The organism is Streptomyces sp. P9-2B-2 (genome assembly GCF_030406865.1).
Classification (GTDB): domain Bacteria; phylum Actinomycetota; class Actinomycetes; order Streptomycetales; family Streptomycetaceae; genus Streptomyces; species Streptomyces platensis.
This window is the reverse complement of sequence record NZ_CP129126.1, coordinates 8,499,115-8,520,352: the sequence shown is the minus strand read 5'-3', so window position 1 is coordinate 8,520,352 and position 21,238 is coordinate 8,499,115. Positions and strand designations below refer to the sequence as shown.

The following is a 21,238-nucleotide window of genomic DNA, read 5'->3' as shown; positions in this document are numbered from 1 at the left end:
GCCCGTACGGCGTGCCCGGAGTCGTGTGTCTGGAGTCGCGTGCCCGGAGTCGAGTGCCCGGAGTCGCCATGAGGTACCGGTTCAGCGAGAACGAGCAGTTCAACTACGAGATCCTGCTCGCCCTGGGGGCCACGTGGCAGCAGGGCGCCGATGTGGGCGAGGTGCTCACCGCCGCGTCCGCCGCCACGGACGGCGATGCCGAGACCTGGGTGTCGACCTGGGCCACGCTCGCCCGCGCGGTCCGCGCCCGGGCCGAGAAGTGCGCCGCACACGGGCGGACGGTCAGCGCCCGGGACGCGTATCTGCGGGCGGCCGGCTACTTCGGTACCGCCCTGGTGGCCGTCGACGGATGCGCCGATCCGGAGGCGCGGCTGGCTGAGCTCTTCCCGGCCGCGACTGCTTCGACCGCTTCGCGGCGGCCTGGGACCCGCCCGCCGAGCGAGTCGCCATCCCCTACGAAGGCATCACGCTGCCGGGCTACCTCATCAGCCCGCCGGGCCGTTCCGGAGCGGTGCCCACCGTGATCGTCAACAACGGCAGCGACGGCCCGCTGTCCGCCGCCTGGACGCTGCTGGGCGCGCCGGCGGTGGCCCGGGGCTACCGTGCGCCGCTCTTCGACGGCCCCGCCAGCAGTCCATGCTCTTCGAGCACGGCGTCACCTTCCGTCCCGACTGGGAACACGTCATCACCCCCGTCGTGGACTTTCTGACCGCCCGCGACGAGGTCGACGACCGGCGCCTCGTCCTGGCCGGCATCAGCCAGGCCGGCTACTGGGTGCCGCGGGCGCTCGCGTTCGAGCACCGGATCGCGGCCGCGGTCGCCGATCCGGGTGTCGTCGATGTCGCGGAGAGCTGGTGGCGCAATCTCGGCCCGGAACTGCGGGAGTTGTGGGACTCCGGGGACCGGGAGACCTTCGACCGCATCATGAACGAGGCCCTGGAGGGGGATCCGGCGCTGGGCGCCATGTGGCGCTGGCGGGCCAAGCCGTACGGCGTCGCCTCCCCCTTCGCGCTACTCACCGAGGTCGCCGCGTACACGGTCGCGCACCTGACGGACCGGATCACCACCCCGCTCCTCGTCACGGACCCCGAGGGGGAGCACTTCTGGCCCGGTGCGTCGCGACGCCTGTACGACGCCCTGCCGGGCTCCAAGGAACTGGTCGGCTTCCCGGCGGCCGAAGGCGCGCATCTGCACTGCGAGCCGATGGGCCGCGCCCTCTTCGAGCAGCGGGTCTTCGACTGGCTGGACGCGCGCCTGGCCTCCGGTCCCCCGGCGTGAGGCTGATCCGGACGATCCGGCTCAGTTACCCGACTCCTTCTCCGGCCGGAGCTCACTGGGCCGTACGATCACGAACCCCTCGCCGTCCAGACGGAGTTGGACGGCCTCCCCGGAACCGCCCCGGAGCATCGAGCCGAGGCTCTGCGACCGGTGCAGCGTGGTCTGGAGTGCGCTGCTCCAGCCGACCACGGCATCGGTGTCGACGAAGACCGGGGCCTGCGGCGAGACGGGTATGACGATGGGGTTGCCCTCACACATCACCCCGAGCTTGCCCTGGCCGCTGAAGACGGAGTTGAAGAGCCCGCCACCGACCATGCCGGCGCCCTTGACGACCTTGATCTCGTAGGAGAGCGACGGGTCGAAGCACAGCACATTCCGGCCATTGACGGTGATGCCGTCCCCCGGGGCGAGGTCGATGATGAAGCAGTTGGCGGCCTCATGCGCGAACCACACCTCCCCGCGGCCCCGCACCGCCATCAGCGCCAGCCCCTCACCGGTGACCGCACGCTTGAGGAACTTCCCGATGCCCTGCCCCTGCTTCTCGAATTGCAACTCGCCCCGGTAGGCGATCATCGAGCCCTGCCGGGCATAACACTCGCCATCCAGCGCGTACTTGAGCGATTTGGCGTTCTGCTGCGTCATCCCGGGCGCGGTGGCCGGCGCGGCCATGTTCTCCGAGGCGAAAAGGTCACTGTTCATGGCCGGAATGCTAGCCCGGGAGTTGCCGCGCACACCGGAAAAGTCGGGGAGTCAGCGGGACAGTGCCCGGCAACCAGCGACCTTCGTCCCCGGCCCCGGCGATGGCCCCGGCTCATGCCGACCGGTCACTGGCCATAGGTTCATGCCATGACGACCACTGACGCCATGGACTACGAGTTCCGCACCGCCCGGCCCGAGGACACCCCGGCCATGGAGGCACTCGACGGGTCCTTCACCACCCGCACCATCTTCCATGTGGCCGTCACCGAGGACGGATTCGCCCTCCATGAGATCCCGGTGGACCCGCCCCTCCACAAAACTTTCCCGGCGGAGAACACCGACGACGACACCGACGCCGACGACGGCCCGGCAGCCGAGGAGGATCCGAACCACCGCACGTTCGTCGCCGTCGGCCCTGACGGCTGCCTGGCGGCCTTCGCCGCTGTCTCCTACGCCCCGTGGAACCGGCGCCTGGCCATCGAGGACATCGAGGTCGCCCCGGCCCATCGGAACCAGGGCCTCGGCCGCGCCCTGATGGCCCACGCCGCCGACTTCGCCCGTGACCGCGGCGCCGCACACATCTGGCTGGAAGTCACCAACATCAACGCCCCGGCCATCCACGCCTACCGACGGATGGGATTCACCTTCTGCGGACTGGACACAGCGCTCTACGACGGCACAGCCTCTTCGGGCGAACGGGCGCTCTACATGAGCATGCCTTGCCCCTGAGCCGTGCACGGCAGCGATGTTGATGACGGGGCTGTAGCTTCATGCGCTCCACGATCACTGCGGCAGACACCGACCGCGGCCGGCCTGCCCGCCCTCGTAGGCAGACAGGCGGAAGAGGTTGACAGCCCGTTCGTCGCGGTCGTCGCTGAAGGTGTGCGGGAGCCCGGCGAGCAGTTCGACATCACGCTTGCCGGTGGCCGCGTTGGCTACCGTCCGCAGAGGCAGTGCGTCGAGTTCCGCGGCCGAGACGGAGGCGTCGGTCGCGACGGCATGGGCGGCCAGGGCCGCGAAGACCTGGATCAGCCGCTCGCCCATCACCGTGGCGATACCCCAGGTCCGCAGGTTCTCATGGCGATCAGCCTGCCGCCCTGGCTCCTGGTCCACGAGCGGCAGCAGGACACGACCCAGGTGAGCGCAACGACGCCACAGCGTGTCGGAATCCGAGGTCACGGTCGTTCCTCTCGTGAGGGCGGCAGGTAGCGATCCGGGGTCAGGTGAGCATCGGATCGGAAATCAGCGGTAGTGGAGCGGGAGTTTGATTCCAGCCTGGTGCCGCGCGCTTGCTTTGCCTGGTCAGCAGGCTCCACGTCCCTCGGCATGCCGGTCTGGAGGGCGCCGAAACTCGGCAGGACCTGCGCAACCGCTCTGGGAATTGTCTCGCGCTTGACATGCACAATTTGGCGATATGCCCCCTTCTCCCCACCTTGGATCGGCCCATGGTGTGGCTTGCCCCAGATGGTCCGCTGGTCCTCAGCGGCAAAGGCGCACACCAAGCTTCTGCACGCAGGAGAGGGACTATGACATGACGCAGACGCATCGCCATGAGCGCGTCGGTGGTGGCACTCATCGGCAGCACCGTCGCTATCGCACCCACAGCTGCGGCCCACTCCTCGGCCCCGGCAATGACCGCGTCGTGGAATCAGACCACCTCACTCGGAGGCCCGATCAGGAAGTGCTACGCAGCCAGTTGCGATGCGGTCGTCCAGACCTACTCCGGCGAGTGGTTGGACTGGGACCACTACGCCACTAACGGGTCCGGCAACCGCTGGTACTACGTCCGGTACTCGTTCGGCAGCGGCATCCCCCACACCGTCTACGGCTGGATCTACTGCGGCAACGTCACCGCTCCCTGCTGAACCGCATGCAGCCCACAGCCGCTGTTGCCGCCGCCACGAAAGCGGCGATCGCCGGATGCGTACCGCCGCCCGCACGGAAGGCGACCTTCGAGCGACGGAACAACGGCAACTTGGTCAACACCACACCTTCGCAGCTCTGCACAGTGGCCATTTCCGGCACAAATCCGGCCCCTTGCCCGGTGGCGGCCAAGGCCAGCACGGTGCGGAAATCGTTGACCTGGTGGCGAATTCTCGGCTGGAACCCGGCCGCCTGACAGGCGCGCACGGCCATCGCGTGACCGGTCGTGCCGTCCCGCGCGGTGATCCACGGGACCTCGGCATAGGGTCCGAGCAACTCTGCCAGCGTGCCGCTGCGGCTGGCGGTCTCGGCCGCCGTATTGGTGACGAGGTACACCGGCTCCTCCAGCAGGGGCACCTCGTCCACCGTGGTGTCCGGTGATGCGGGCACGAAGTCATAGTCATGGACCAAGGCCACGTCGAGTTCACCGGCTCGCAGGCCGTCGGAGACGCGCGCAGAGTCGATCTCTTGCACCATCGGTTCCAGCGCGGGATGCCGCTGAGTCAGCTCTGCCAGCGCGGCGGGCACGATGGTGTGGCCACCGGAAGGGTAGGTCCCGATACGCAGCGGCCCGCCGATGCCCTCCCGTGCGCTGGCGAGCTCGGCGACCGCCAGCTCGAGGCGTTGCAGCACGGCGTCGGCGTGTGCGACGAGGGACCGGCCCGCGGGCGTGAGGATCACCCGCCGGCCGCTGCGTTCCAGCAAGGCCACGCCGGCCTCGCGTTCCAGTACGCCCAGCTGCTGGGAGACGGCGGACGCGGTGAAGGTCAGCGCCTCGGCCACGGCTGCGATCGTGCCCCGCCGGTCCAGCTCGCGCAGCAGGTGAAGACGACGAACATCAAGCATTAGCTCAGCTTAGCTATACAGGTAGAAATCAGAAATGGATCTACTGGATCAATGTGAGCCAGGGTGGGACCATGAAGCCCAACCCGCTCTTCAACGGCCTGTACGTCCCCTTGGTGACTCCGTTCACCGACGACCTGCGCCTGGCCCCCGACGCGCTGGCCCGACTCGCCGACGAGGCGCTGTCGGCCGGCTCCTCCGGACTCGTCGCCCTCGGCACCACCGCGGAATCAGCCACGTTGACCACGGAGGAGAAGCAGACCGTGGTGCGCATCTGCTCGGCCGCCTGCCAGGCGCACGACGCCCCGCTGATCGTCGGGGTCGGCACCAACGACACCGCCGCCGCCATCAAGTCACTGCGCGAGCTGGCGACCACCGGCGACGTAGCCGCGGCGCTGGTTCCCGCACCGCCCTACATCCGGCCCGGCGAAGCGGGGACACTCGCGCATTTCGCCGCGCTGGCCGAACACGGCGGCATACCGCTGATCGTGTACGACATCCCCTACCGCACCGGACAGACTCTCAGCGCCGGCGCGATCGACGCACTCGGCCGCCTACCAGGGATCGTCGGGATCAAGCACGCGACCGGCGCGATCGACGCGACCACGATGGAGTTGCTCGGCTCCCCACCACCCGGCTTCGCCGTGCTCGGCGGCGACGACATCGTCATCTCACCGCTCGTCGCGGCGGGCGCCCACGGCGGAATCGTCGCCTCGGCCAACCTCCGCACCGCCGACTACGCCGAACTGATCTCGCTGTGGCACCTCGGCTCCGCCGCCCCCGCCCGCAAGCTCGGAGCCGAGCTGGCCCAGTTCTCGGCGGCCCTGTTCGCCGAACCGAACCCCACAGTGATCAAGGGAGTACTGCACGCCCAGGACCGCATTCCCAGCCCCGCCGTCCGAATGCCACTGCTGGCCGCCTCCACCAGCACGGTCCACCGAGCAACCCTCCTGGCCGACAGCCGTGTACGGGAAGCGACCACGGGCTGACTGGCGCTGCTCCCGGCGGCCGTCGAGATCGTCTTGTCCATGGCGTTGGCCACTGTGGTCGGACGCGCCGGCGCACGGTTTCGCCAGCCCACCGTCCGCCGGGTGTTGTTCCGGAAGAGCGGCTTGCGTTACACCCAGCCAGTGATGTTCGGGTCGCGCTCGACCAGCTCGGTGATGCCGGCCTGCTGTGCCTGTGCGATCCGGGCGGCATCGGCGTGCGCACGCTCCTGGGCAAACTTCTCCCAGTTCGCGGGCTGCATGAACATCATGGCGTTGCTGCCGGGGACGACAGAAAGTCTCTGCCATCTCCTCGGCGGATGCCGCCAGTTGCACCACCACGACCTCAGGACCACCGAGGCCCGTAACCGCTGGCGTGCCCTACCAGATGTCACCCCTGGGCGGGTCATCGCTGCCCTCGGCCGGACGGCCCGGGGCTGGCGGGTGCCGTTCCCTCCCCGCTTCCGTTCCACCTTCTGGGAGATCCGCGACGGCATCCACGAAGCCTTCCTCACCCTTGGACGCGCACTGATCTGCCAACGACGCCTGAACTCTTGATAGGAATTTCAAGACAGGCACGGCTCACGTTGACGGCGGCGACCCGGCGGTCGGCCTCAGGCTGGCTTGCGCCACACGGAGACATGCTTCGCGGAGTCCTGAGTGAACGGCGCCCCGTCCCAGCCCGCGACGCGACGTTCCAGCTCGAGCCCGGCGATCCGTGCCATCAGGTCGAGTTCCGCCGGCCAGGCATACCGGTGCCGGGAGTTGCCGCGGCGGTAGCGACCGTCGTCGCCGTCGCGGGTGAAGTGGTGCGAGACGAGAATCTGCTCGACCAGGTCGAAGGTGTCGAAGCCGAGATGTTGCTCTGAGACGTCGAATGGCACCGCGACCTGGCCGGGTGGCAGGAACCGCAGCGGCGGCACGCCCAGCTCGATGACGAATCGGCCGCCGGGCCCCAGATGACGTGCCGCGTTGCGGAAGCACTCGACCTGCTCGTCCTGCGAGAGCAGGTTCGTGATGGTGTTGTAGACGAGATAGACCAGAGTGAACTCGCCGGGGACGACAGTGGTGGCCATGTCACCGATGGTCACCGGAAGCACGTCCTCGTCAACCTTGCGCCGCAGGACCGCTGCCATGTGCTCTGACAGTTCGATGCCCGCTACCGGAACGCCGCGCTCCCGCAGCGGAACGCCCACGCGTCCGGTTCCGATGGCGAACTCCAGTGCCCGGCCCTCTCCGGCAAGCTCGGCGAGGAAGGCGAGAGCCGGATCGAGAACGGCGGCCGAGGACATCTCGGTCTCCTCGGCGTCATAGCGGTCGGCGGTCGCACGGGTCCACAGCTCACTACTCGTCACGGGAGGCCACTGTGCCGGGTGTTGCGGGCGCTGTCGACGCATTTTACCCGGAAGGGCTGAAGTAGGCCTTCCGCAGGGCCTGTTGTATGGCCATGGGCATGCTGGCCGGGCATCCACCGCACAGCCCCAACGACAAGGCAGCCGGCTAGGCCTTCTCTTTCGGACTACGCTCCCGGGAGCGCGATAGGTTGCCCGGCATGGCTGAACTCGGCCCCGTCGCCTGGCCACCCGCCCCGATCAGAACCGAGCGGCTCGTGCTCCGCGAGCCCGAGGCCCGAGATCGGGCGGCGTTCATCGAGCTGCTCGCCTCACCGGAGGTGCATACCTACCTCGGTGACCCTCGACCGCGTGATGAGCTGGAGCGCGCGGTGCCCGAGATATCCGAACGGCGGCCTGGTCTTTTCGTGATCGATCTCGACGGAGCGATGATCGGCATGGTCAAGCTCGATCGGTACGACGCGGAGAGTCCCGGGCACGACCGTCCGGATGTCGGGGAGGCCGAGCTCGGCTACCTGTTCCTGCCGGAGGCGTGGGGACGCGGATACGGCGCCGAGGCGTGCACAGCGGCACTCGACTGGTTCGCCGACACGCTTCCCGGCCAGCCGGTGGTGCTGCGCACCCAGACCGCCAATGAGCGCTCGATGCGCCTCGCGGCAAAGCTGGGGTTCACCGAGGTGGAGCGGTTCGAGGCCTACGGCGCCGAGCAGTGGCTCGGCGTGTGGTCCTCGGTCACGCCGTCCGGTTGAGCCGGCCGTTTCATTCGGATCATCTCGCTGACCAGGTGAAGATGGCGGCGAGGTGGAGTCCGGCGAGGCAGATCGTGACGGTTTTGCCGTAGCAGGCGGTCGGGCCGCGCCATTTGCTTGAGCTTGTTGATGCAGCGCTCGACGGTGCTCCGCTGACGGTATGCCTCGCGGTCGAAGACCGGCGGCCGACCGCCCGACCGGCCTCGCTTCTTGCGGTTGGCGATCGGGTCGGCTGGCCGCGGGATCACCGCCCGGATTCCACGCCGTCGGAGCTTGGTGCGAATCGCTCGGGACGAGTACGCCGTGCCCGTCAGGACCACCGTCGGGTGCTCTGGGTTGGCGTCAGGTGTGACGTGGCGGTCGCCGCAGGCCGTGAGGTCGCACGAGGCGATCAGGCCTGTTCGTCTGCGCCCAGCGGCGGAGGTACACACCAGTGTGAGCGAGAGATTGTCCGGGATGACGTAGATCGAAGCACTGCCGGGGCGAGCGCACGGATCGGCTTCAGCGCGGCCAGGCTGTTGGCGGTGCCCGTGCGGCAGTGGTTGACGCCCCATAGGCGGTCGTCGGCGACGGAGTAGAGCCGTGGAAGTAAGTCACGCCGTGGTGCGGCGACAGGCCCCGGCAGGCGGTCGGGCTCGAGGCGCACGGCAATCGGCACGCGCTCCCGATCGTGGACATCGCCAATGCACTCCTCACCCCCTGAGATCACCCCCCGATCGCCCAAATCGCCCAAATCCCCTCGAAGGCAACATCGAACCCGTGGCGCAGTCAGCAGCAGTGGCCGACGAATTCGTACCCATGAGAAGCGACTCCCCCGCCTGGCTCTACCATCCTGTCGATCACCTAACCCGGGAGGGGACATGGCCGAGGGCCAGGAGAGCACCGACGCAGCTGCGGCTGGAGCGGTGGAGCTGGCCTACCGGCCGACCGTCGCCGACATCACGGCCGCCCTGCGAGCACGGGCGAAAAACAGCAGTGGGGGCCGCTTCCTGCGCCGGGGGCTGATCTACGTACTGGTGGTCATGGCTGTCGGCGTCCTGCTGTCGACGGGCGGCGCCGACCGCCACGACACACCGTGGCGGCTGTATTTGGTGCTGGGGGCCTGCGTCGCCTTCATGACCGCGGTGCCGTGGCTCCAGGCTCGCCAGGTCCACCGGCTCAGCGAGCGGCAGGGAGACGTGCGCGCCGCTGTGGACGACGCCGGAATTCGCCTCACCACCGCGCACAGCTCCGCCACCCTCGACTGGCACCTCTACCCGCGCTACGTCGAGACCTCGGAGCTGTTCGTGCTGCTCAGCGCGGACAGGACCGCTGTCGGCGTCGTCGTCCTCCCCAAGCGAGGCGTGGCGACTCCGGAGAACGTGGAACGGCTGCGGGCGATACTCGACCGCCATCTCGTACGCGCGGATGTCGCCGCGACGATCGGCAGCCCGCGGACCCGGGGCCGGGCTGCCGGCCGCGGAGCCGGCTCCATCGGCCTGCTGCTCCTCGGTCTGCTGCTGTTCTTCTTCGCGTTCGCCGCCGGCCAGAAAGTAGCGCACCCGGATCGATTCCCCGGCATCCAGAACAACACCGCTCCCATCTCGGTCGTCCTGCTGCTTCTGGGCGTGCTGGCCGTCGTCGGCGGGTGGCGGCTCGCCCGGCGGATGAAGGTGATGCGGATCGTGTCCACCGTGCTCGCCGTCGCCGCCCTGCTGGCCGGCGGAGTCGTCGTGTACCGCGTCGGGCCGATGCTCCACTGCTGGGACTCGGCCCAGATCGCCCGCGGCCCCGCCGGCGGTTACGCCTGCCTGGACTTCTGAGCGGGCCGAGTGCTGCTCCGGATGTGGATCATCGGCCATCCCGGACCCAACGACCAAGACCCGGGCTGGAGTCAGCAGAGGCTTGCAGCCGGCACCGTCGCCGCACTCACGCACACGCACACGCACACTCACCTCATCCGCGGCCTGTGGTCCCGCCGACCACTGGCGCAGACTCACCATTGAGAAGATCGTGCTGCGGTGTCTCCCCTGCACCCGGCATCGCATCGGCATGCCGGGTGCAGGCCCGGCCCGTGGGCTCCTGGTCACCGACGTACCCCGGCGAGGGATTCCGGGGTGTCAAGGCGGCGCCCTGGCGCGGCACCGGACAGGACGCCCGCATCCACGAGCGGCTGCTTCAAGGGTCGCCCGAGCTGCGCGCCACCATGCTGGTCGACACCTCCCACATCGCGGTCCGCGGACGTCACGAGCAGTGGGGCTACGCGCCATCGGCGACCAGCAGCCATTCGATGACGCCCCGGTGTACACCATGATGGTCCGCAACCTGCCGGCACACGTCGGCTGAGGGCGCCCGCCGCCCCTACTCAGCCATCACCGGACGACTTGGTGCTCAAGGGTTCCGCGGCCGGAAGGGATCGACTTCGGTACGGTTCCGGGCATGCCCGCTCCCCGTGACAGCTACGACTCGACCCGTCACCCCGATCTCCTGGCGTGGCTGACAGAACGACAGACCGGCTTCGAACGCTGGGCCCACGAAGCCGGCGGCATCGCCCTGTTCGACTTCTCCAACGCCTCCCTGGACGTACTGGAAGACCGGGTGAGGGAGACGTACACCAAGACGGAAGAGATCACTCAGCAGCGCCGCACCCTCTTCATCCAAGGCGCCGTGTGGTACATCGGCGAAGTCTTGTGCCGCCGCAAGGGGTGGGTATGGAAGTTCGAGCCGGACTTCAACACCGGCGAAGTACCGCCGTTCTACGGCGAGACAGAAGCGCCGGGGCTCCTGGACACCCCCTGCGTGGGCGCACCCGAGGCCGGTCCCGGTGAGCACTGGTACCCGCTGAACACGCTACGCCGCCTGCTCGCCGAGGACGACGAGTTCGGCAATCCGATTGATGAACAGCTCGTCGGGATGGTCGAAGGCTGGTACGACGAGGACGAGGACCAGGAGGACGACGAGGGCTGATGCCGCGCACCCTCGCGTGCGGGGCCCGCCCTCGTCGCGGCCGCCGCTGTCGACCTCATCGATCTCATCGACCTGATCCTGGTCGGCTCGCCGTCCTAGCGGCCTGGGCTCCACTGGAATTGGCAACAGTTGAAGGTGACCTCAACTACCTGAGCGGGCTGGGAAAGACCGGTGACGGCCTCAGTGTTGGATCAGGCCGCCGAGCGGAACGGGAGCGACGTGGCTCGTTGCCGGAAGGCTCTGCACCAGGGCGAGACCGACATCGACCAGCAATGACCGCCGCAGGCCCGCAACGTCCGGTGACCGGAGTCCAGACCGACTCAGCAGTTTCGCCGTTCGGCTCAGGCCGGAGTCGGCCGCCGGTGATACGGACCTGGTAAAAGATGCCGACGTTCTGGTGCTCTGGTCCGCCGGGGATGGTGCGTTAGGCCGCGGGAATCACCCTTGAGTCCACGCCCAGCAGGCGTTCAACCACCGAGGCGTAGCCAGTCTCCTCGGCGACCTCCCGGATCACCGCGTCGAACGGACCCTCAGCGTGCTCGACTCTGCCGCCCGGAAGAGTCCAGTTGGTCTCGCCCTTCGGCGGTACGTGACGGGCCAGCAACACCCGCCCGTCCTTGATACACACGGCGTACGCTGCCAGCCGGAAACTCATCCCCGCACCTTCCACCGGGCCTGTTCCGACGTCCAGGATCCGCGCATCGCCAGTGCCGTGACCGGGAACGTTCGCCGGGGTGGGGTCGTGGTGGCTGTGTTGCGGTGTGGCTTTGCTGTGCTGCTCCGAAATCGCTGGACGCCGTTCAATGGAGTAGGCGAGCATCCGCAGGTGACAGATGAATCCGATTGCCCGGGGCCGTTCACGAGGAGCCCGAAGAAGATCCGTTTTGTCGAGCTCTCCGGCGGGGCGATGTCCGCTTTGCTCGACGGGGACTTGTCTGCAGCCAGCAGGATGGCCGGGGTTTCGCTGACCGAGTACTTCGTCACCGGCAGAGCACGGTGGCTGTGGCGGTTCCGGCTTGACCAAATGGACGCCGCTCCCGCTCATGCGCGGTGGTTGGTGCCGCAGGCAGTCGTCGGAGACAAGGACCGCGTCGTCGGACATGCCGGGTTCCACGGACCACCCGATGAGGTCGGCATGGTCGAGATCGGCTACTCCATCGCTCCCCCCTTCCGCCGCCAGGGATACGCCCGGTCCACGCTGATCGAGTTGCTTCGCCAGGCGGCGGCCGAAACCGCAGTCACGACCGTGCGGGCAACGATCAGTCCCGACAACGTGGCGTCCCTGGCCACGATCTCGGGCTTCGGCTTCGTTGAGGTCGGAGAACAGTGGGATGAGGAGGACGGTCTCGAACTCGTCTTCGAGGTCCCTGCCCGCCAGGTTCCACGCGCTTGATGGGATGGTTCGCGGCAGGACGCCGACTGTGACCGCGGCGTCCAGTGCGGTGGTCAGGCCGCAGCAGTGAGGGCACGAACTCCCCATCGGATGCCCTTCTCGCTGCGGATGCGGGCGCGTTCTCGGCGTTGCGCGGCGAGTACGTCGAGGTGGCGGGCGTCGGCATTGCGCCGGCGCAGGTAGCGGTGCAGAGCCTGGGGCACTAGCTGGAGGTTGGCCTGCACCACGGCTACGGCGACCGCATTGGCCTGTCCCATCTGCACATCCCTCACCCAAGGGGAGCGCGCACGGATGCGGAAACGAAGCTCACTCACGCCGACCGCGCCGTGCGCCCCGAGGCTCGGCGTCCCAGACACGCACCGGGCCCGGCGACGGCCCCGTCCCCACGGGAGGCCGTCGCCGGGCCCTTTGGTGCGCCGATCCCGTCCCCACGGGTGGGCACCGGCTCCGGGCTGCCGCTCCGCTCATACAGCGGTCCCGGAGGTCTTGGTGCGGCGGCCGACGGCTCAGAGGCCGGAGGCCGTTGCGGTGGCGGGCCGAGAGCCGGAGCGGCGACCGGCGGCCCGACGCGGTGACGGAGCGTCAGACACGCGCCGTTTCACGTGCGTTGCCCGCGTCCGCCGCTCCGTCGGCCGCAGGGGCCTCGGTGAGCTGCGTACGCAGGGCCTCCCCCTCGACGTCCACGTTCGGCAGGAGCTTCTGGAGCCACCGCGGGAGCCACCAGGCGGAGCGGCCCAGCAGTGCCAGGATCGCGGGGACGATGGCCATGCGGACGAGGAAGGCGTCGAAGAAGACGGCGATGGCGAGGCCGAAGCCGATCATCTTGATCATCGAGTCCGAGGAGCCGATGAAGCCGGCGAAGACGCTGATCATGATGACCGCGGCGGCGGTGACCACCCGCGCACCGTGCCGGAACCCGGTGACGACGGCCTCTCCCGGGCGCTCCCCGTGGACGAAGGCCTCGCGCATCCGCGTGACGAGGAAGACCTCGTAGTCCATCGCCAGGCCGAAGACCACACCCACCATGAAGATCGGCATCATGCTCATGATCGGGCCGGTCTGCTCGACGCCGAACACGCTGCTCAGCCAGCCCCATTGGAAGACCGCGACGACCGCGCCGAGCGCCGCCACCACCGACAGCAGGAAGCCGAGCGCCGCCTTGAGCGGGACGAGCACCGAGCGGAAGACCACCATCAGCAGGAGGAAGGCCAGGCCGACGACCAGCGCCAGATAGGGCACCAGCGCGTCGTTCAGCTTCTGCGAGACATCGACGTTCATCGCGGTGGTGCCGGTGACCAGGGTCTTCGCCCCGGTGTCCTGGGCGATGCCGTGCGTCGTGGACCGGATGTCGTGCACCAGGTCCTCGGTCTGGACGCTGCTGGGCTTCGACTTCGGGACAACGTTCAGCATCGCGGTGTCGCCGGCCTTGTTGAAGGTGGGCGGGGTGACGACGGCGACATCGTCCAGCCCGCCGACCTTCTTGGCGACCCGCGCCGCGGCGGACTTGACGCTCTCCCCGGCGTGGACGTCCCGGCCGTCGACGACCAGCAGCAACGGGCCGTTGACACCGGCGCCGAAGCCGTCCGACAGCAGGTCGTAGGCCTTGCGCTGGGTGGTGTCGGTGGGCTGGGAGCCGTCGTCCGGCAGGCCCAGTTCCAGCGAGGTGGCGGGGATCGCGACGGCGCCGAGGCCGATCACGGCCGTGAGGAGTACGGCGACCGGGCGGCGCAGCACGAAGTGCGCCCAGCGGGTGCCCATGTTGGGCCGCTCCCCGGCACCGGCCTGCCGGCCGTGCCCCTCGTCGGTCTCGCTCCCCTTATGGGCCTTAGGGACCTTGGGGGCCTTAGGGGCCTTAGATGCCGTACGGGCCGTACGGGGCAGCGCCCGCGCCCCCGCGAAGCCGAGCAGCGCCGGGATGAGGGTCAGCGCGATGAGCACGGCGATGACGACGGTGCCGGCCGCGGCCAGGCCCATCTTCGTCAGCATCGGGATGTTGACGACGGTGAGGCCGACCAGTGCGATCACCACGGTGAGCCCGGCGAAGACGACCGCGGAGCCCGCGGTGCCGACCGCGCGTCCGGCGGCCTCCTCGCGCTCACGGCCGTCGGTGATCTCGGCGCGGTAGCGGGAGACGATGAACAGGGCGTAGTCGATGCCGACCGCGAGGCCGATCATCGTGGCCAGCGTCGAGGTGGTGCTGGAGAGATCGAGGGTGCTGCTCAGCGCGGTGATGGTGGAGACGCCGATACCGACGCCGATCAGCGCGGTCAGCAGCGGCAGTCCGGCCGCGATCAGCGCGCCGAAGGTGATGACGAGGACCACCGCGGAGATCGCGATACCGATGACCTCGGTCGCGCCGGTCTCGGGGATGGCCTGGAGTGCGTTGCCGCCGGTCTCGACGGTCAGCCCGGCGTCCCGGCCGTCCTGGGCCGCGTCCTTGAGGGCGTCCTTGGAGGCGTCGCTCAGCTCGAAGCCGGTGACCTTGTAGGAGACCTGGGCGTAGGCGGTGCGGCCGTCCTTACTGAGGGCCTTGGCGGCGTACGGGTCGGCGACCCGGTCGACCTGCGAGGAGCCCGATCGCAGGGCGTGGACGGTGCGTTCGACGGCCGCCTTGTTCGCCGGGTCCTTCATCGACTCGCCCTTGGGGGCCTTGAAGACCACCCGGGCCGTGGCGCCGTCGGCGTTCGCGCCGGGGAAGCGCTGGTCAAGGAGGTCGAAGGCGCGCTGGGCCTCCGTGCCGGGGATCGAGAAGGAGTCGGCGGCAGGTGCGGAGGCGGTGGCGGCCCCGACGCCGGCAACGGCCAGCAGGGCGACCCATATCAGGGCGACGAAGCGGCGTCGCCGGAAGGCGAAGCGTCCGAGTTTGTAGAGGAAAGTGGCCATGAGACCGGGGGCTCCCGTCGAATGTGGGACGTACAGGGGCGTGCGCCATCGCCCCGGCGACGAGAGCGGCGTTCCGGGTACGAGGGCTCGGATGAAGGGGAGTCGGGCGAGCGGGATCAGACGCCGAGGGCGGGGAAGACCACGGCGTCGAGATAGTCGGAGAGGAACGCGGCATCGGCGCAGCGGTTCTCGATGAGCTGCCGGGCGACGAACGCGCCGACGAGCATGTGCGGGATGAACTGGAGCGCGGGGCAGTCGGCCGCAATCTCGCCACGGTCGATACCGCGCCGCAGCATCGCGTTCAGTCCTGTCACCTCGGGGTCGAGGAGGACTTCACGGAGGGCCTGGTGCAGATCGGGGTTGCCGTGGATGGCCATCCCCAGCCCCCGCATCAGGGCCGCGTCCTTCTCGACCTGCCCCTCGTCATCGGCCCGGCGCACCAGCTCGGCGAAGTCGCCGCGCAGGCTCCCGGTATCGACGTCCGCGGTACTGACCGGCTTGCAGTGCCGCAGCGCCCTCGCCACCAGCTGCGGCTTGCCCTGCCACTGGCGGTAGAGGGTGGCCTTGCTGGAGTGGGTGCGGGCGGCGACGGCGTCCATGGTCAACGCGTCGTACCCGACCTCACGCAGCAGATCGAGCACGGCATCGAAGAGCTCGGCCTCCCGCTCGGGAGTCAGCCGGCTGCGTCCCATGACACGCACCTCCTGGTTGGACCGTACGGACGCTGCCACCCTACCGGCGGTAGCGAACGAAACAGTTTCGTACACCTCGTAAGGTAAGGGTGCATCGAACGAAACGGAAGCGTTTCGATGGTGGCCTGCGTCACGCCGCACGCCCGCACGCGTCACGCGTCACGCGTCACGGGTCACGCGTTGCCGTGCTCGTCGCCGACACGGCGACGGTGAGCCGTTACGCGATGCGGCAGGACGGGTCGAGCGGGGAGGGCGCGCCAACGCTGAGAGCGTCACCGGCACCAGGGCGGATTGACTGGGCGATGTTCCGCCCGTCTCACCGGATCATGCCGAGCGTGGCCGCCTGCCCACCCGCCCCGCACCACGGCCGCTAAGTGCCCCGGCAGGACATATGTCATCCCCAGGAGGTGACGCACGGCTCTGCGCGGTCGGCTGCCGGTCCTCGTAGGCTCAACACCATGTTCACATCCCACAAAGCCGGACGAGATGACTCCTGGGAAGGCATCGTCATCGATAAGTCCCGGGGCATGCTCGACGGCTCGAATATGTATCACTTCGTCGAAGTCCGCCTTGCCGACGGCGAATCCGTGAAGGTCCGGATCAGCCGCCGTCTCTGGAAGTCGATCGCGATCGACGATCGGATCGTCAAACGACCGGGCACCGAACCGGCCAAGGAGTAGCCCCGCTGATCGACTTCTGTCAGAGCGATCCTGGAGCCCTTGGGGCGCGCCTGGGCCTCCTCGGTAGTCGCGGCCACCAGTCCACCCGGCGACCCGCTTTGCTCGAGTTCCGGTGACGGCCGGCGAGGCGGTCTCGGTGGTGAGCCGGAGGGCGCCACGCGTATCGGGCGAGCCCGGCGCGGCACACCCGCGCGGATGGTGGCGGCCTTGGGTGCCCAGGCGTCGATGGCCACCTCGATCAGCTCGATGTCGCCGCGATCACCCTCGCTACCGCCCTCATCCGGCCCGACACGTGATCGACAAGATGCCCCTTAGGACGGCCATTGCTCCGGCTGATATCTCATCAGTCGGAGGTACCGGGTGAACACCTTCGGGTCGAAGAGCATCCCGGAGTACTCCTCGGTCATCTGCACGCCGTTGACAACCGCGGTGGGCGTGCCCAGGCCGCCTGGGGCATCTGCATCGGCCCGATCGAAGGCCCGCTCGGATCGGTCGACGAACTCGCGGTACTTCATGGTCTTGACGGCGGAGTCGAATGCCGGGCCGCGCAGTCCTGGCACCTTGCCGGCAAGTTTCAGCAGCAACGCGTTGGTGTAGCCGTCAACGGCTTCGGCCGGCTGGTGCCGGTAGAGCATGGCGTGGTACTCGGCGAACTTTCCAGCTTCCAGCGCGGCCCGCAGCGCGTTGACGGCCCTCTTCGAGCCGCCGCCACCCACTTTCTCGTCAAGGAAGGACGCGAAGGTGTACTCGGTCTTCACCTCACGCCGCTGGGTGAGGGTGCGGAGGGCCGGTCCGCCACCGGTCACCTCGAACTCCTGGCAGACGGGGCAGCGCGGGTCCTCGTAGAGATGCACCCTGACCGGAGCGTCCGGATCCCCGACGACGATGGTGGTGCCGTCCACGCCGAGTTTCTCGGGCGGCTTCGCCGGGCCCTCATACACGGCCTTCTTCGGCGACGGCTTCCGTGCGGTGCGTTCACCGCATCCGCTCGACACCAGCCCCGGCAGAACCAGTATCAGCGCTAAGGCGGCCAGCCGTCTTCGGCCACGTCCCACTCTCATGTATCCCTCCCCGGATCAGGGAGACATGAGAATAAAAGTACGAGGACGGCAGGAAATTACCCGCATTAGTGGAGTCTGCGCGGAAATCCCAGGCCGGCCCACGACTTCTCCGCTCGCGGCAGCCACTGGCTCACATCGCGCCACTGATCACCCGCCAGATCTCCGCACCCCAAGGCACTTGCCCGTCCACGGACTTGCTCTACTTTCGCGAAAGGCCTAGGCCCTGTCGTCAAACTCCCGCCTGCCCCGCGGCGTCTGGCACGCACGCTCGCTGCGTTGTCGGGATCGTCCACGTAGGCCCACTACGAGGACGACCCTCCGCCTTGCGAGCGCACGCACCAGACGCCGCGGGACCTGCCCTCCGGGCAGACGACGGGAGTTTGACGACAGGACCTAGTTCCGCCCTTCCATCCGCTTGATCCAGGAGTACGACCATGAGCGCTACCGGCCCGGACGCCACCCTCATCGTGGGAGTGCATGGGGTACTGGACCGGCACCCCTGGATCGACCGGGTGAGCGCCGAGTTCGACCTCGACGAGGACGTCTTCAGCCTCGCCGTGAAGCGGGCGTCCGCCTACGCCTGGAGTTCCACCGCCCTTACGGACAAGCCCGCCGACAACCTCTGGGACCACAACGACGCGGACGGCGACTGGACGCAGGACGGCCAGGTCCGTCAGCTGGCCTGGCTACAGTCGTCACTTCCGCGGCCCGTGAACACTCCGGGCAAGAAGCAGCGCGCCCGCCGCCTCCCGGTCCTGCCCGTCATCACGGTCCTCTCGGACGCGCTACGCCGCGTCGGCACCGTCCGCCTCACCGGCACCCACGCCCTCGTGCCGCTGCACCGCGCCGGGGATGCCCGCATCGAACTCGCCGAAGTGGCCGACTGGTTCGCCCTCGCCGACCCGACCGGCGCGGCCTCGCTGACGGTCACCGTATCCGCCCTGCCGTCGTCGAACCTCACCGCACGGGCCGCCGAGATCCGCGAGGCGGCACTTGAACGCACGTACCAGCACATGACAGTTGAGACCCTCAAGCCCGCCGGCACGACGACTCCGGGTCTCGCCCGTCCCCTCGCCGGGGAGGTGCAGGCCGAGGGTTTGCGCCGGGCGCTCGCCTTCCGCTGCGACGTGCGCGAGTGGTCCACGGACGTGGCCGCGTGGACGGCGGAGGTGTTCGCTGACTCGATCCGGGCAGTGACGGGACTCTCGGGCCTGATCCTCATCACGGTCTCTTCGGAGGTCTGAAATCCGGAGGTAGGGGTTGCGTAACTGCCGGTCGCCAAAGTCCGGCGGGCCGCCGACGCGCCGAGCGGTGAGACGGTCGTACGACTGGCCGAAGTCAGTCGTACGGCTGGCCGAAGTCAGCAGAATCAGGGCTCGCTGTCCGGCGGCAGGCTGGGCACATCAGCGTGGAAGAGGCTGACCAGCAACCCGTACGGCTTGCTGTGTGCGCTGTCGGTGGTCGGATGCAGTTCTGCCGCCATCGCGCGCAGCCGGGCTTCCAGGGCGTGCGCCTCGGCGTCGGTGAGCCAGAGGTGGCGCAGCGCGGTGTGCGAGGGGTCGCCGGGCCGGCTCGGCAGCATCTCGCCGAGCGCGGCGTTGATCAGGAACTCCGGCCCGACCGCGGCGTCCTCGTGCACCTTGAAGCCGTGGCTGACCAGCGCGAAGTACTGCTCGGTGCCGCCGCGTACCTGGCGGGTCTCTGCCAGCCGGACCAGTCCGGCCTCGCGCAGCACGCGCACGTGATAACCGATGGTGCCCTTACTCATGCCCAGCGCGTCGGCAAGCTGACGCAGCGTTGCGGGACGTTGGCGCAACACGTTGACCATACGGTGACGCCCCGGGTGCCCGAGGGCCTTGAACTCCGCGGGCGAGCGCAGCACAAGGTGCTCCTGCTCGTCGCGACGGTTCTCGTCCTGGTCGGCACTGCTCCCCTGCTCGGGGGACTGCTCTCCTGCCATGGAAGAAAGTGTCCATGAACCTCAACACTTTTGACAACTCCGCGCGGTGGCCCCAGAATTCCGACCAAGGAAGTGGCGAGGATTCTCGCCACTTAACCGCCGGGAGACCCCAAGGAGCCAGATGCCCCTCGCCACAGCCCGTGTCGCCACCACCCGCCCCGCCCGCTACGTCAAGCAACTCGTCTCGCATATGGGGCACAAAGCTGATGCCGCCCGCACCTCCGACGACCGCGCCACGATCACGGTCGCTTCCGGGACCTGCACCCTCACGCCCACGACGGACCGGCTGGAGTTAACCGCCACCGCGGTCGACGCCGAGTCGCTGACCCGGGTCCAGGACGTCATCACCCGTCACCTGGTGCGCTTCGCCGCCCAGGAGGAGCTCGCTGTCGAGTGGACCGCCGCGATGGACGGCGGCGAGCTGGAACCCACGGCCCCCGTCGTCGGCGAGTACCTGCTCAGTCACCACACCCCGGCCGACGACATCCTCGGTGAGCTGGCCGTCGCCACCCGTGAGGCCGCCGGCGGCGCTGCACACATGCAGGTCTCCTCCGACGAGGGCACGCTGCTCACCATGCTGACCCGGCTGACCGACGCCCGCTTCGCGGTCGAAGTCGGCGTCTTCACCGGCTACTCGACTCTCTGCATCGCCCGCGGCCTGGCCGACGGCGGCCGACTGCTCGCCTGCGACGTCAGCGAGGAATGGGCCGCCATCGGCCGGCCGTACTGGGAGCGTGCAGGTGTCGCCGACCGGATCGACCTACGCATCGCCCCCGCGCTGGAGACCCTGCGCGCGCTCGACGCCCAGCCGGTCATCGACATCGCGTTTATCGACGCCGACAAGGACAACTACCCGGTGTATTACGAGGAGATCGTGCGCCGACTGCGACCCGGCGGGTTGGTGGTACTGGACAACGTCTTCCTCGGCGGCCGCGTCCTCGACCCCGCGTACCAGCAGGAGCATCACCTGGCGGTACGGAGGCTGAACGACATGATCACTCGCGACAAGCGGGTGCAGTCCGTGATGCTGCCGGTGCGCGACGGCGTGACCATCGCCCAGCGCTGCTGACGCGGCACGCTTGACAGAGCTGCTTCCACAGAATCGCCGCGTTGCGCATCGGGACGTTCACGGCCTCATCGTTCCCCGACGCGAGTGCATCGACCGCCGCCCGATCGTAGGAGATCTTGGCGCGCGCAGTGCCGAATACGTGTGACCCGGTCGGGGGCGCCGGGTCATGGCCAACAACAACCCCAAGGCCGGTGCCGCAGGCGCCGTCCAGGCTGAAATCGACGCGACCTGAGCGCACCGCAACAGCACACGGACACCCCCGACCTTGCGGCCGCCACCGCCCGCCTCCCTTTGAACCCCGGCTCCCGCACCGGCAAGCGCACGCCAACCGTGCACGAGGTACCGCTGCTGCCCACAACTGCCCCCAGCTCACTGCCGATCCGGTAGCCTCATCGTCGTCCGCGCCGCGGAAACCCGGCAGCGCCCCGGCCTGTGGCGCACCGGAGCCACCGTGCATGACATTGACTCACCCGCCGCCCAGGCCGGCTCCCTCACGGCCTTCGCAGCACTGCCCGAGAGCCTGCACCTGGACACTGAGCAGACCACCGGCTCGGGGAGGGTTATATCGGCCTCCCGCCCGCGCCGGATCTCGCCCCCGACCTCTCCGCACTGCTGGATTGCTTCATCCGCGGCGGAACTCTCGCTACGTACAAGGTCCCTGCTCCGGCGAGGCCGAGGGAGCCGAGGCGGCAACAGGGCAGATTTTGGACGCCCAAGCGGCAGA

At 68.8% G+C, this 21,238-nt stretch carries 23 protein-coding genes and 4 pseudogenes; 14 read left to right on the top strand and 13 right to left on the bottom strand.

Going from position 1 to position 21,238, the window contains the following annotated elements; all coding sequences use genetic code 11:
- The first annotated feature begins 68 nt into the window (after positions 1-68).
- Both QT196_RS37505 and QT196_RS37500 read left to right on the top strand, forming a co-directional pair.
- Complete coding sequence (locus QT196_RS37505; RefSeq protein WP_290356527.1) at positions 69-524, top strand: hypothetical protein; 456 nt, start codon at positions 69-71, stop codon at positions 522-524.
- Between the two features lie 112 nt (positions 525-636).
- Entirely contained in the window at positions 637-1,278 is a 642-nt protein-coding gene (locus QT196_RS37500; RefSeq protein ID WP_290356526.1) for a hypothetical protein, read from the top strand.
- Positions 1,279-1,299: 21 nt separating this feature from the next.
- Here the strand turns inward: QT196_RS37500 and QT196_RS37495 are convergent, their stop codons facing one another.
- Positions 1,300-1,977, bottom strand: coding sequence for an AIM24 family protein (locus QT196_RS37495; RefSeq protein ID WP_168483118.1), 678 nt, complete (start codon positions 1,975-1,977; stop codon positions 1,300-1,302).
- A gap of 147 nt (positions 1,978-2,124) precedes the next feature.
- On the opposite strand from QT196_RS37495, the gene QT196_RS37490 reads away from it, so the two are divergent.
- Complete coding sequence (locus QT196_RS37490) at positions 2,125-2,706, top strand: GNAT family N-acetyltransferase (protein WP_290356525.1); 582 nt, start codon at positions 2,125-2,127, stop codon at positions 2,704-2,706.
- Positions 2,707-2,760: 54 nt separating this feature from the next.
- On the opposite strand, the gene QT196_RS37485 is transcribed toward QT196_RS37490, so the two are convergent.
- Complete coding sequence (locus QT196_RS37485; RefSeq protein WP_168483116.1) at positions 2,761-3,156, bottom strand: hypothetical protein; 396 nt, start codon at positions 3,154-3,156, stop codon at positions 2,761-2,763.
- 371 nt (positions 3,157-3,527) lie between these two features.
- Here QT196_RS37485 and QT196_RS37480 point away from each other — a divergent pair, with 371 nt between their 5' ends.
- Positions 3,528-3,842, top strand: a complete 315-nt coding sequence (locus tag QT196_RS37480; RefSeq protein WP_290356524.1) for a hypothetical protein — start codon at positions 3,528-3,530, stop codon at positions 3,840-3,842.
- Here QT196_RS37480 and QT196_RS37475 read toward each other — a convergent pair.
- A complete protein-coding gene (locus tag QT196_RS37475) occupies positions 3,826-4,746 on the bottom strand; it encodes a LysR family transcriptional regulator (protein WP_168483114.1) in 921 nt (306 codons plus the stop codon). The two genes, QT196_RS37480 and QT196_RS37475, sit on opposite strands and share 17 nt — an antisense overlap.
- A 71-nt stretch (positions 4,747-4,817) precedes the next feature.
- Here QT196_RS37475 and QT196_RS37470 point away from each other — a divergent pair, with 71 nt between their 5' ends.
- Positions 4,818-5,732 (top strand): 4-hydroxy-tetrahydrodipicolinate synthase, encoded by a 915-nt coding sequence (locus tag QT196_RS37470; RefSeq protein ID WP_168483113.1) that lies wholly within the window; start codon positions 4,818-4,820, stop codon positions 5,730-5,732.
- A 128-nt stretch (positions 5,733-5,860) separates the two neighbouring features.
- Here the strand turns inward: QT196_RS37470 and QT196_RS37465 are convergent, their stop codons facing one another.
- Positions 5,861-5,998 carry a hypothetical protein gene (locus tag QT196_RS37465; protein WP_290356523.1) on the bottom strand — a complete coding sequence of 46 codons (138 nt, stop codon included), beginning with the start codon at positions 5,996-5,998 and terminating at the stop codon, positions 5,861-5,863.
- A 1-nt stretch (position 5,999) separates the two neighbouring features.
- Between QT196_RS37465 and QT196_RS37460 the strand changes: the two genes are divergently transcribed.
- On the top strand, positions 6,000-6,287 hold the full coding sequence (locus tag QT196_RS37460; RefSeq protein ID WP_168483111.1) for a hypothetical protein: 288 nt from the start codon (positions 6,000-6,002) through the stop codon (positions 6,285-6,287).
- 56 nt (positions 6,288-6,343) lie between these two features.
- Here QT196_RS37460 and QT196_RS37455 read toward each other — a convergent pair whose 3' ends face one another.
- Positions 6,344-7,084 (bottom strand): class I SAM-dependent methyltransferase, encoded by a 741-nt coding sequence (locus tag QT196_RS37455; RefSeq protein WP_168483110.1) that lies wholly within the window; start codon positions 7,082-7,084, stop codon positions 6,344-6,346.
- Positions 7,085-7,281: 197 nt separating this feature from the next.
- On the opposite strand from QT196_RS37455, the gene QT196_RS37450 reads away from it, so the two are divergent.
- Complete coding sequence (locus QT196_RS37450; RefSeq protein ID WP_168483109.1) at positions 7,282-7,830, top strand: GNAT family N-acetyltransferase; 549 nt, start codon at positions 7,282-7,284, stop codon at positions 7,828-7,830.
- Between the two features lie 19 nt (positions 7,831-7,849).
- Here the strand turns inward: QT196_RS37450 and QT196_RS37445 are convergent.
- A pseudogene (locus QT196_RS37445) lies at positions 7,850-8,132 on the bottom strand (transposase); the annotation flags it as partial.
- Positions 8,133-8,220: 88 nt separating this feature from the next.
- A pseudogene (locus QT196_RS37440) lies at positions 8,221-8,433 on the bottom strand (IS630 family transposase); the annotation flags it as partial.
- A gap of 257 nt (positions 8,434-8,690) precedes the next feature.
- Here QT196_RS37440 and QT196_RS37435 point away from each other — a divergent pair.
- The 3 genes from QT196_RS37435 to QT196_RS37425 all read left to right on the top strand — a co-directional run bounded on the left by QT196_RS37435 (position 8,691) and on the right by QT196_RS37425 (position 10,776).
- A complete protein-coding gene (locus QT196_RS37435; RefSeq protein ID WP_168483107.1) occupies positions 8,691-9,632 on the top strand; it encodes a YcxB family protein in 942 nt (313 codons plus the stop codon).
- A 251-nt stretch (positions 9,633-9,883) separates the two neighbouring features.
- Positions 9,884-10,123, top strand: a complete 240-nt coding sequence (locus tag QT196_RS37430; RefSeq protein WP_168483106.1) for a hypothetical protein — start codon at positions 9,884-9,886, stop codon at positions 10,121-10,123.
- A gap of 125 nt (positions 10,124-10,248) precedes the next feature.
- Positions 10,249-10,776 (top strand): hypothetical protein, encoded by a 528-nt coding sequence (locus tag QT196_RS37425; protein WP_168483105.1) that lies wholly within the window; start codon positions 10,249-10,251, stop codon positions 10,774-10,776.
- Positions 10,777-10,956: 180 nt separating this feature from the next.
- Here QT196_RS37425 and QT196_RS37420 read toward each other — a convergent pair.
- Positions 10,957-11,431 (bottom strand): annotated as a pseudogene (locus QT196_RS37420) (NUDIX domain-containing protein).
- A 171-nt stretch (positions 11,432-11,602) separates the two neighbouring features.
- Here QT196_RS37420 and QT196_RS37415 point away from each other — a divergent pair.
- Positions 11,603-12,169 carry a GNAT family N-acetyltransferase gene (locus QT196_RS37415; protein WP_323139181.1) on the top strand — a complete coding sequence of 189 codons (567 nt, stop codon included), beginning with the start codon at positions 11,603-11,605 and terminating at the stop codon, positions 12,167-12,169.
- 53 nt (positions 12,170-12,222) lie between these two features.
- Here the strand turns inward: QT196_RS37415 and QT196_RS37410 are convergent.
- From QT196_RS37410 to QT196_RS37400, 3 genes and pseudogenes are all read right to left on the bottom strand, one after another.
- Positions 12,223-12,366: pseudogene (locus QT196_RS37410) on the bottom strand (IS630 family transposase); the annotation flags it as partial.
- Between the two features lie 385 nt (positions 12,367-12,751).
- The gene (locus QT196_RS37405; protein WP_290356522.1) at positions 12,752-15,052 is read right to left on the bottom strand and encodes an MMPL family transporter; all 2,301 of its coding nucleotides are present in this window, start codon (positions 15,050-15,052) and stop codon (positions 12,752-12,754) included.
- Positions 15,053-15,168: 116 nt separating this feature from the next.
- On the bottom strand, positions 15,169-15,744 hold the full coding sequence (locus QT196_RS37400) for a TetR/AcrR family transcriptional regulator (RefSeq protein WP_168483103.1): 576 nt from the start codon (positions 15,742-15,744) through the stop codon (positions 15,169-15,171).
- A 458-nt stretch (positions 15,745-16,202) separates the two neighbouring features.
- On the opposite strand from QT196_RS37400, the gene QT196_RS37395 reads away from it, so the two are divergent.
- Positions 16,203-16,424 carry a hypothetical protein gene (locus tag QT196_RS37395; protein WP_168476357.1) on the top strand — a complete coding sequence of 74 codons (222 nt, stop codon included), beginning with the start codon at positions 16,203-16,205 and terminating at the stop codon, positions 16,422-16,424.
- Between the two features lie 311 nt (positions 16,425-16,735).
- Here QT196_RS37395 and QT196_RS37390 read toward each other — a convergent pair whose 3' ends face one another.
- Positions 16,736-17,485, bottom strand: coding sequence for a thioredoxin domain-containing protein (locus tag QT196_RS37390; RefSeq protein ID WP_168483102.1), 750 nt, complete (start codon positions 17,483-17,485; stop codon positions 16,736-16,738).
- 434 nt (positions 17,486-17,919) lie between these two features.
- Here QT196_RS37390 and QT196_RS37385 point away from each other — a divergent pair, with 434 nt between their 5' ends.
- On the top strand, positions 17,920-18,729 hold the full coding sequence (locus tag QT196_RS37385; protein ID WP_266736914.1) for a hypothetical protein: 810 nt from the start codon (positions 17,920-17,922) through the stop codon (positions 18,727-18,729).
- Between the two features lie 125 nt (positions 18,730-18,854).
- Here the strand turns inward: QT196_RS37385 and QT196_RS37380 are convergent, their stop codons facing one another.
- A complete protein-coding gene (locus tag QT196_RS37380) occupies positions 18,855-19,445 on the bottom strand; it encodes a winged helix-turn-helix domain-containing protein (RefSeq protein ID WP_168483101.1) in 591 nt (196 codons plus the stop codon).
- Positions 19,446-19,566: 121 nt separating this feature from the next.
- On the opposite strand from QT196_RS37380, the gene QT196_RS37370 reads away from it, so the two are divergent.
- Complete coding sequence (locus tag QT196_RS37370; RefSeq protein ID WP_211117521.1) at positions 19,567-20,514, top strand: DUF2218 domain-containing protein; 948 nt, start codon at positions 19,567-19,569, stop codon at positions 20,512-20,514.
- Positions 20,515-21,238: the final 724 nt, after the last annotated feature.

Coding starts and splice junctions, on each gene's coding strand:
- QT196_RS37460 (WP_168483111.1), top strand. CDS start 6,000: ATGGCGTTGCTGCCGGGGACGACAGAAAGTCTCTGCCATCTCCTCGGC.
- QT196_RS37380 (WP_168483101.1), bottom strand. CDS start 19,445: ATGGCAGGAGAGCAGTCCCCCGAGCAGGGGAGCAGTGCCGACCAGGAC.
- QT196_RS37370 (WP_211117521.1), top strand. CDS start 19,567: ATGCCCCTCGCCACAGCCCGTGTCGCCACCACCCGCCCCGCCCGCTAC.
- QT196_RS37490 (WP_290356525.1), top strand. CDS start 2,125: ATGACGACCACTGACGCCATGGACTACGAGTTCCGCACCGCCCGGCCC.
- QT196_RS37500 (WP_290356526.1), top strand. CDS start 637: ATGCTCTTCGAGCACGGCGTCACCTTCCGTCCCGACTGGGAACACGTC.
- QT196_RS37435 (WP_168483107.1), top strand. CDS start 8,691: ATGGCCGAGGGCCAGGAGAGCACCGACGCAGCTGCGGCTGGAGCGGTG.
- QT196_RS37400 (WP_168483103.1), bottom strand. CDS start 15,744: ATGGGACGCAGCCGGCTGACTCCCGAGCGGGAGGCCGAGCTCTTCGAT.
- QT196_RS37450 (WP_168483109.1), top strand. CDS start 7,282: ATGGCTGAACTCGGCCCCGTCGCCTGGCCACCCGCCCCGATCAGAACC.
- QT196_RS37385 (WP_266736914.1), top strand. CDS start 17,920: ATGAGCGCTACCGGCCCGGACGCCACCCTCATCGTGGGAGTGCATGGG.
- QT196_RS37475 (WP_168483114.1), bottom strand. CDS start 4,746: ATGCTTGATGTTCGTCGTCTTCACCTGCTGCGCGAGCTGGACCGGCGG.
- QT196_RS37405 (WP_290356522.1), bottom strand. CDS start 15,052: ATGGCCACTTTCCTCTACAAACTCGGACGCTTCGCCTTCCGGCGACGC.
- QT196_RS37495 (WP_168483118.1), bottom strand. CDS start 1,977: ATGAACAGTGACCTTTTCGCCTCGGAGAACATGGCCGCGCCGGCCACC.
- QT196_RS37480 (WP_290356524.1), top strand. CDS start 3,528: ATGAGCGCGTCGGTGGTGGCACTCATCGGCAGCACCGTCGCTATCGCA.
- QT196_RS37505 (WP_290356527.1), top strand. CDS start 69: ATGAGGTACCGGTTCAGCGAGAACGAGCAGTTCAACTACGAGATCCTG.
- QT196_RS37465 (WP_290356523.1), bottom strand. CDS start 5,998: ATGTTCATGCAGCCCGCGAACTGGGAGAAGTTTGCCCAGGAGCGTGCG.
- QT196_RS37470 (WP_168483113.1), top strand. CDS start 4,818: ATGAAGCCCAACCCGCTCTTCAACGGCCTGTACGTCCCCTTGGTGACT.
- QT196_RS37395 (WP_168476357.1), top strand. CDS start 16,203: ATGTTCACATCCCACAAAGCCGGACGAGATGACTCCTGGGAAGGCATC.
- QT196_RS37390 (WP_168483102.1), bottom strand. CDS start 17,485: ATGAGAGTGGGACGTGGCCGAAGACGGCTGGCCGCCTTAGCGCTGATA.
- QT196_RS37425 (WP_168483105.1), top strand. CDS start 10,249: ATGCCCGCTCCCCGTGACAGCTACGACTCGACCCGTCACCCCGATCTC.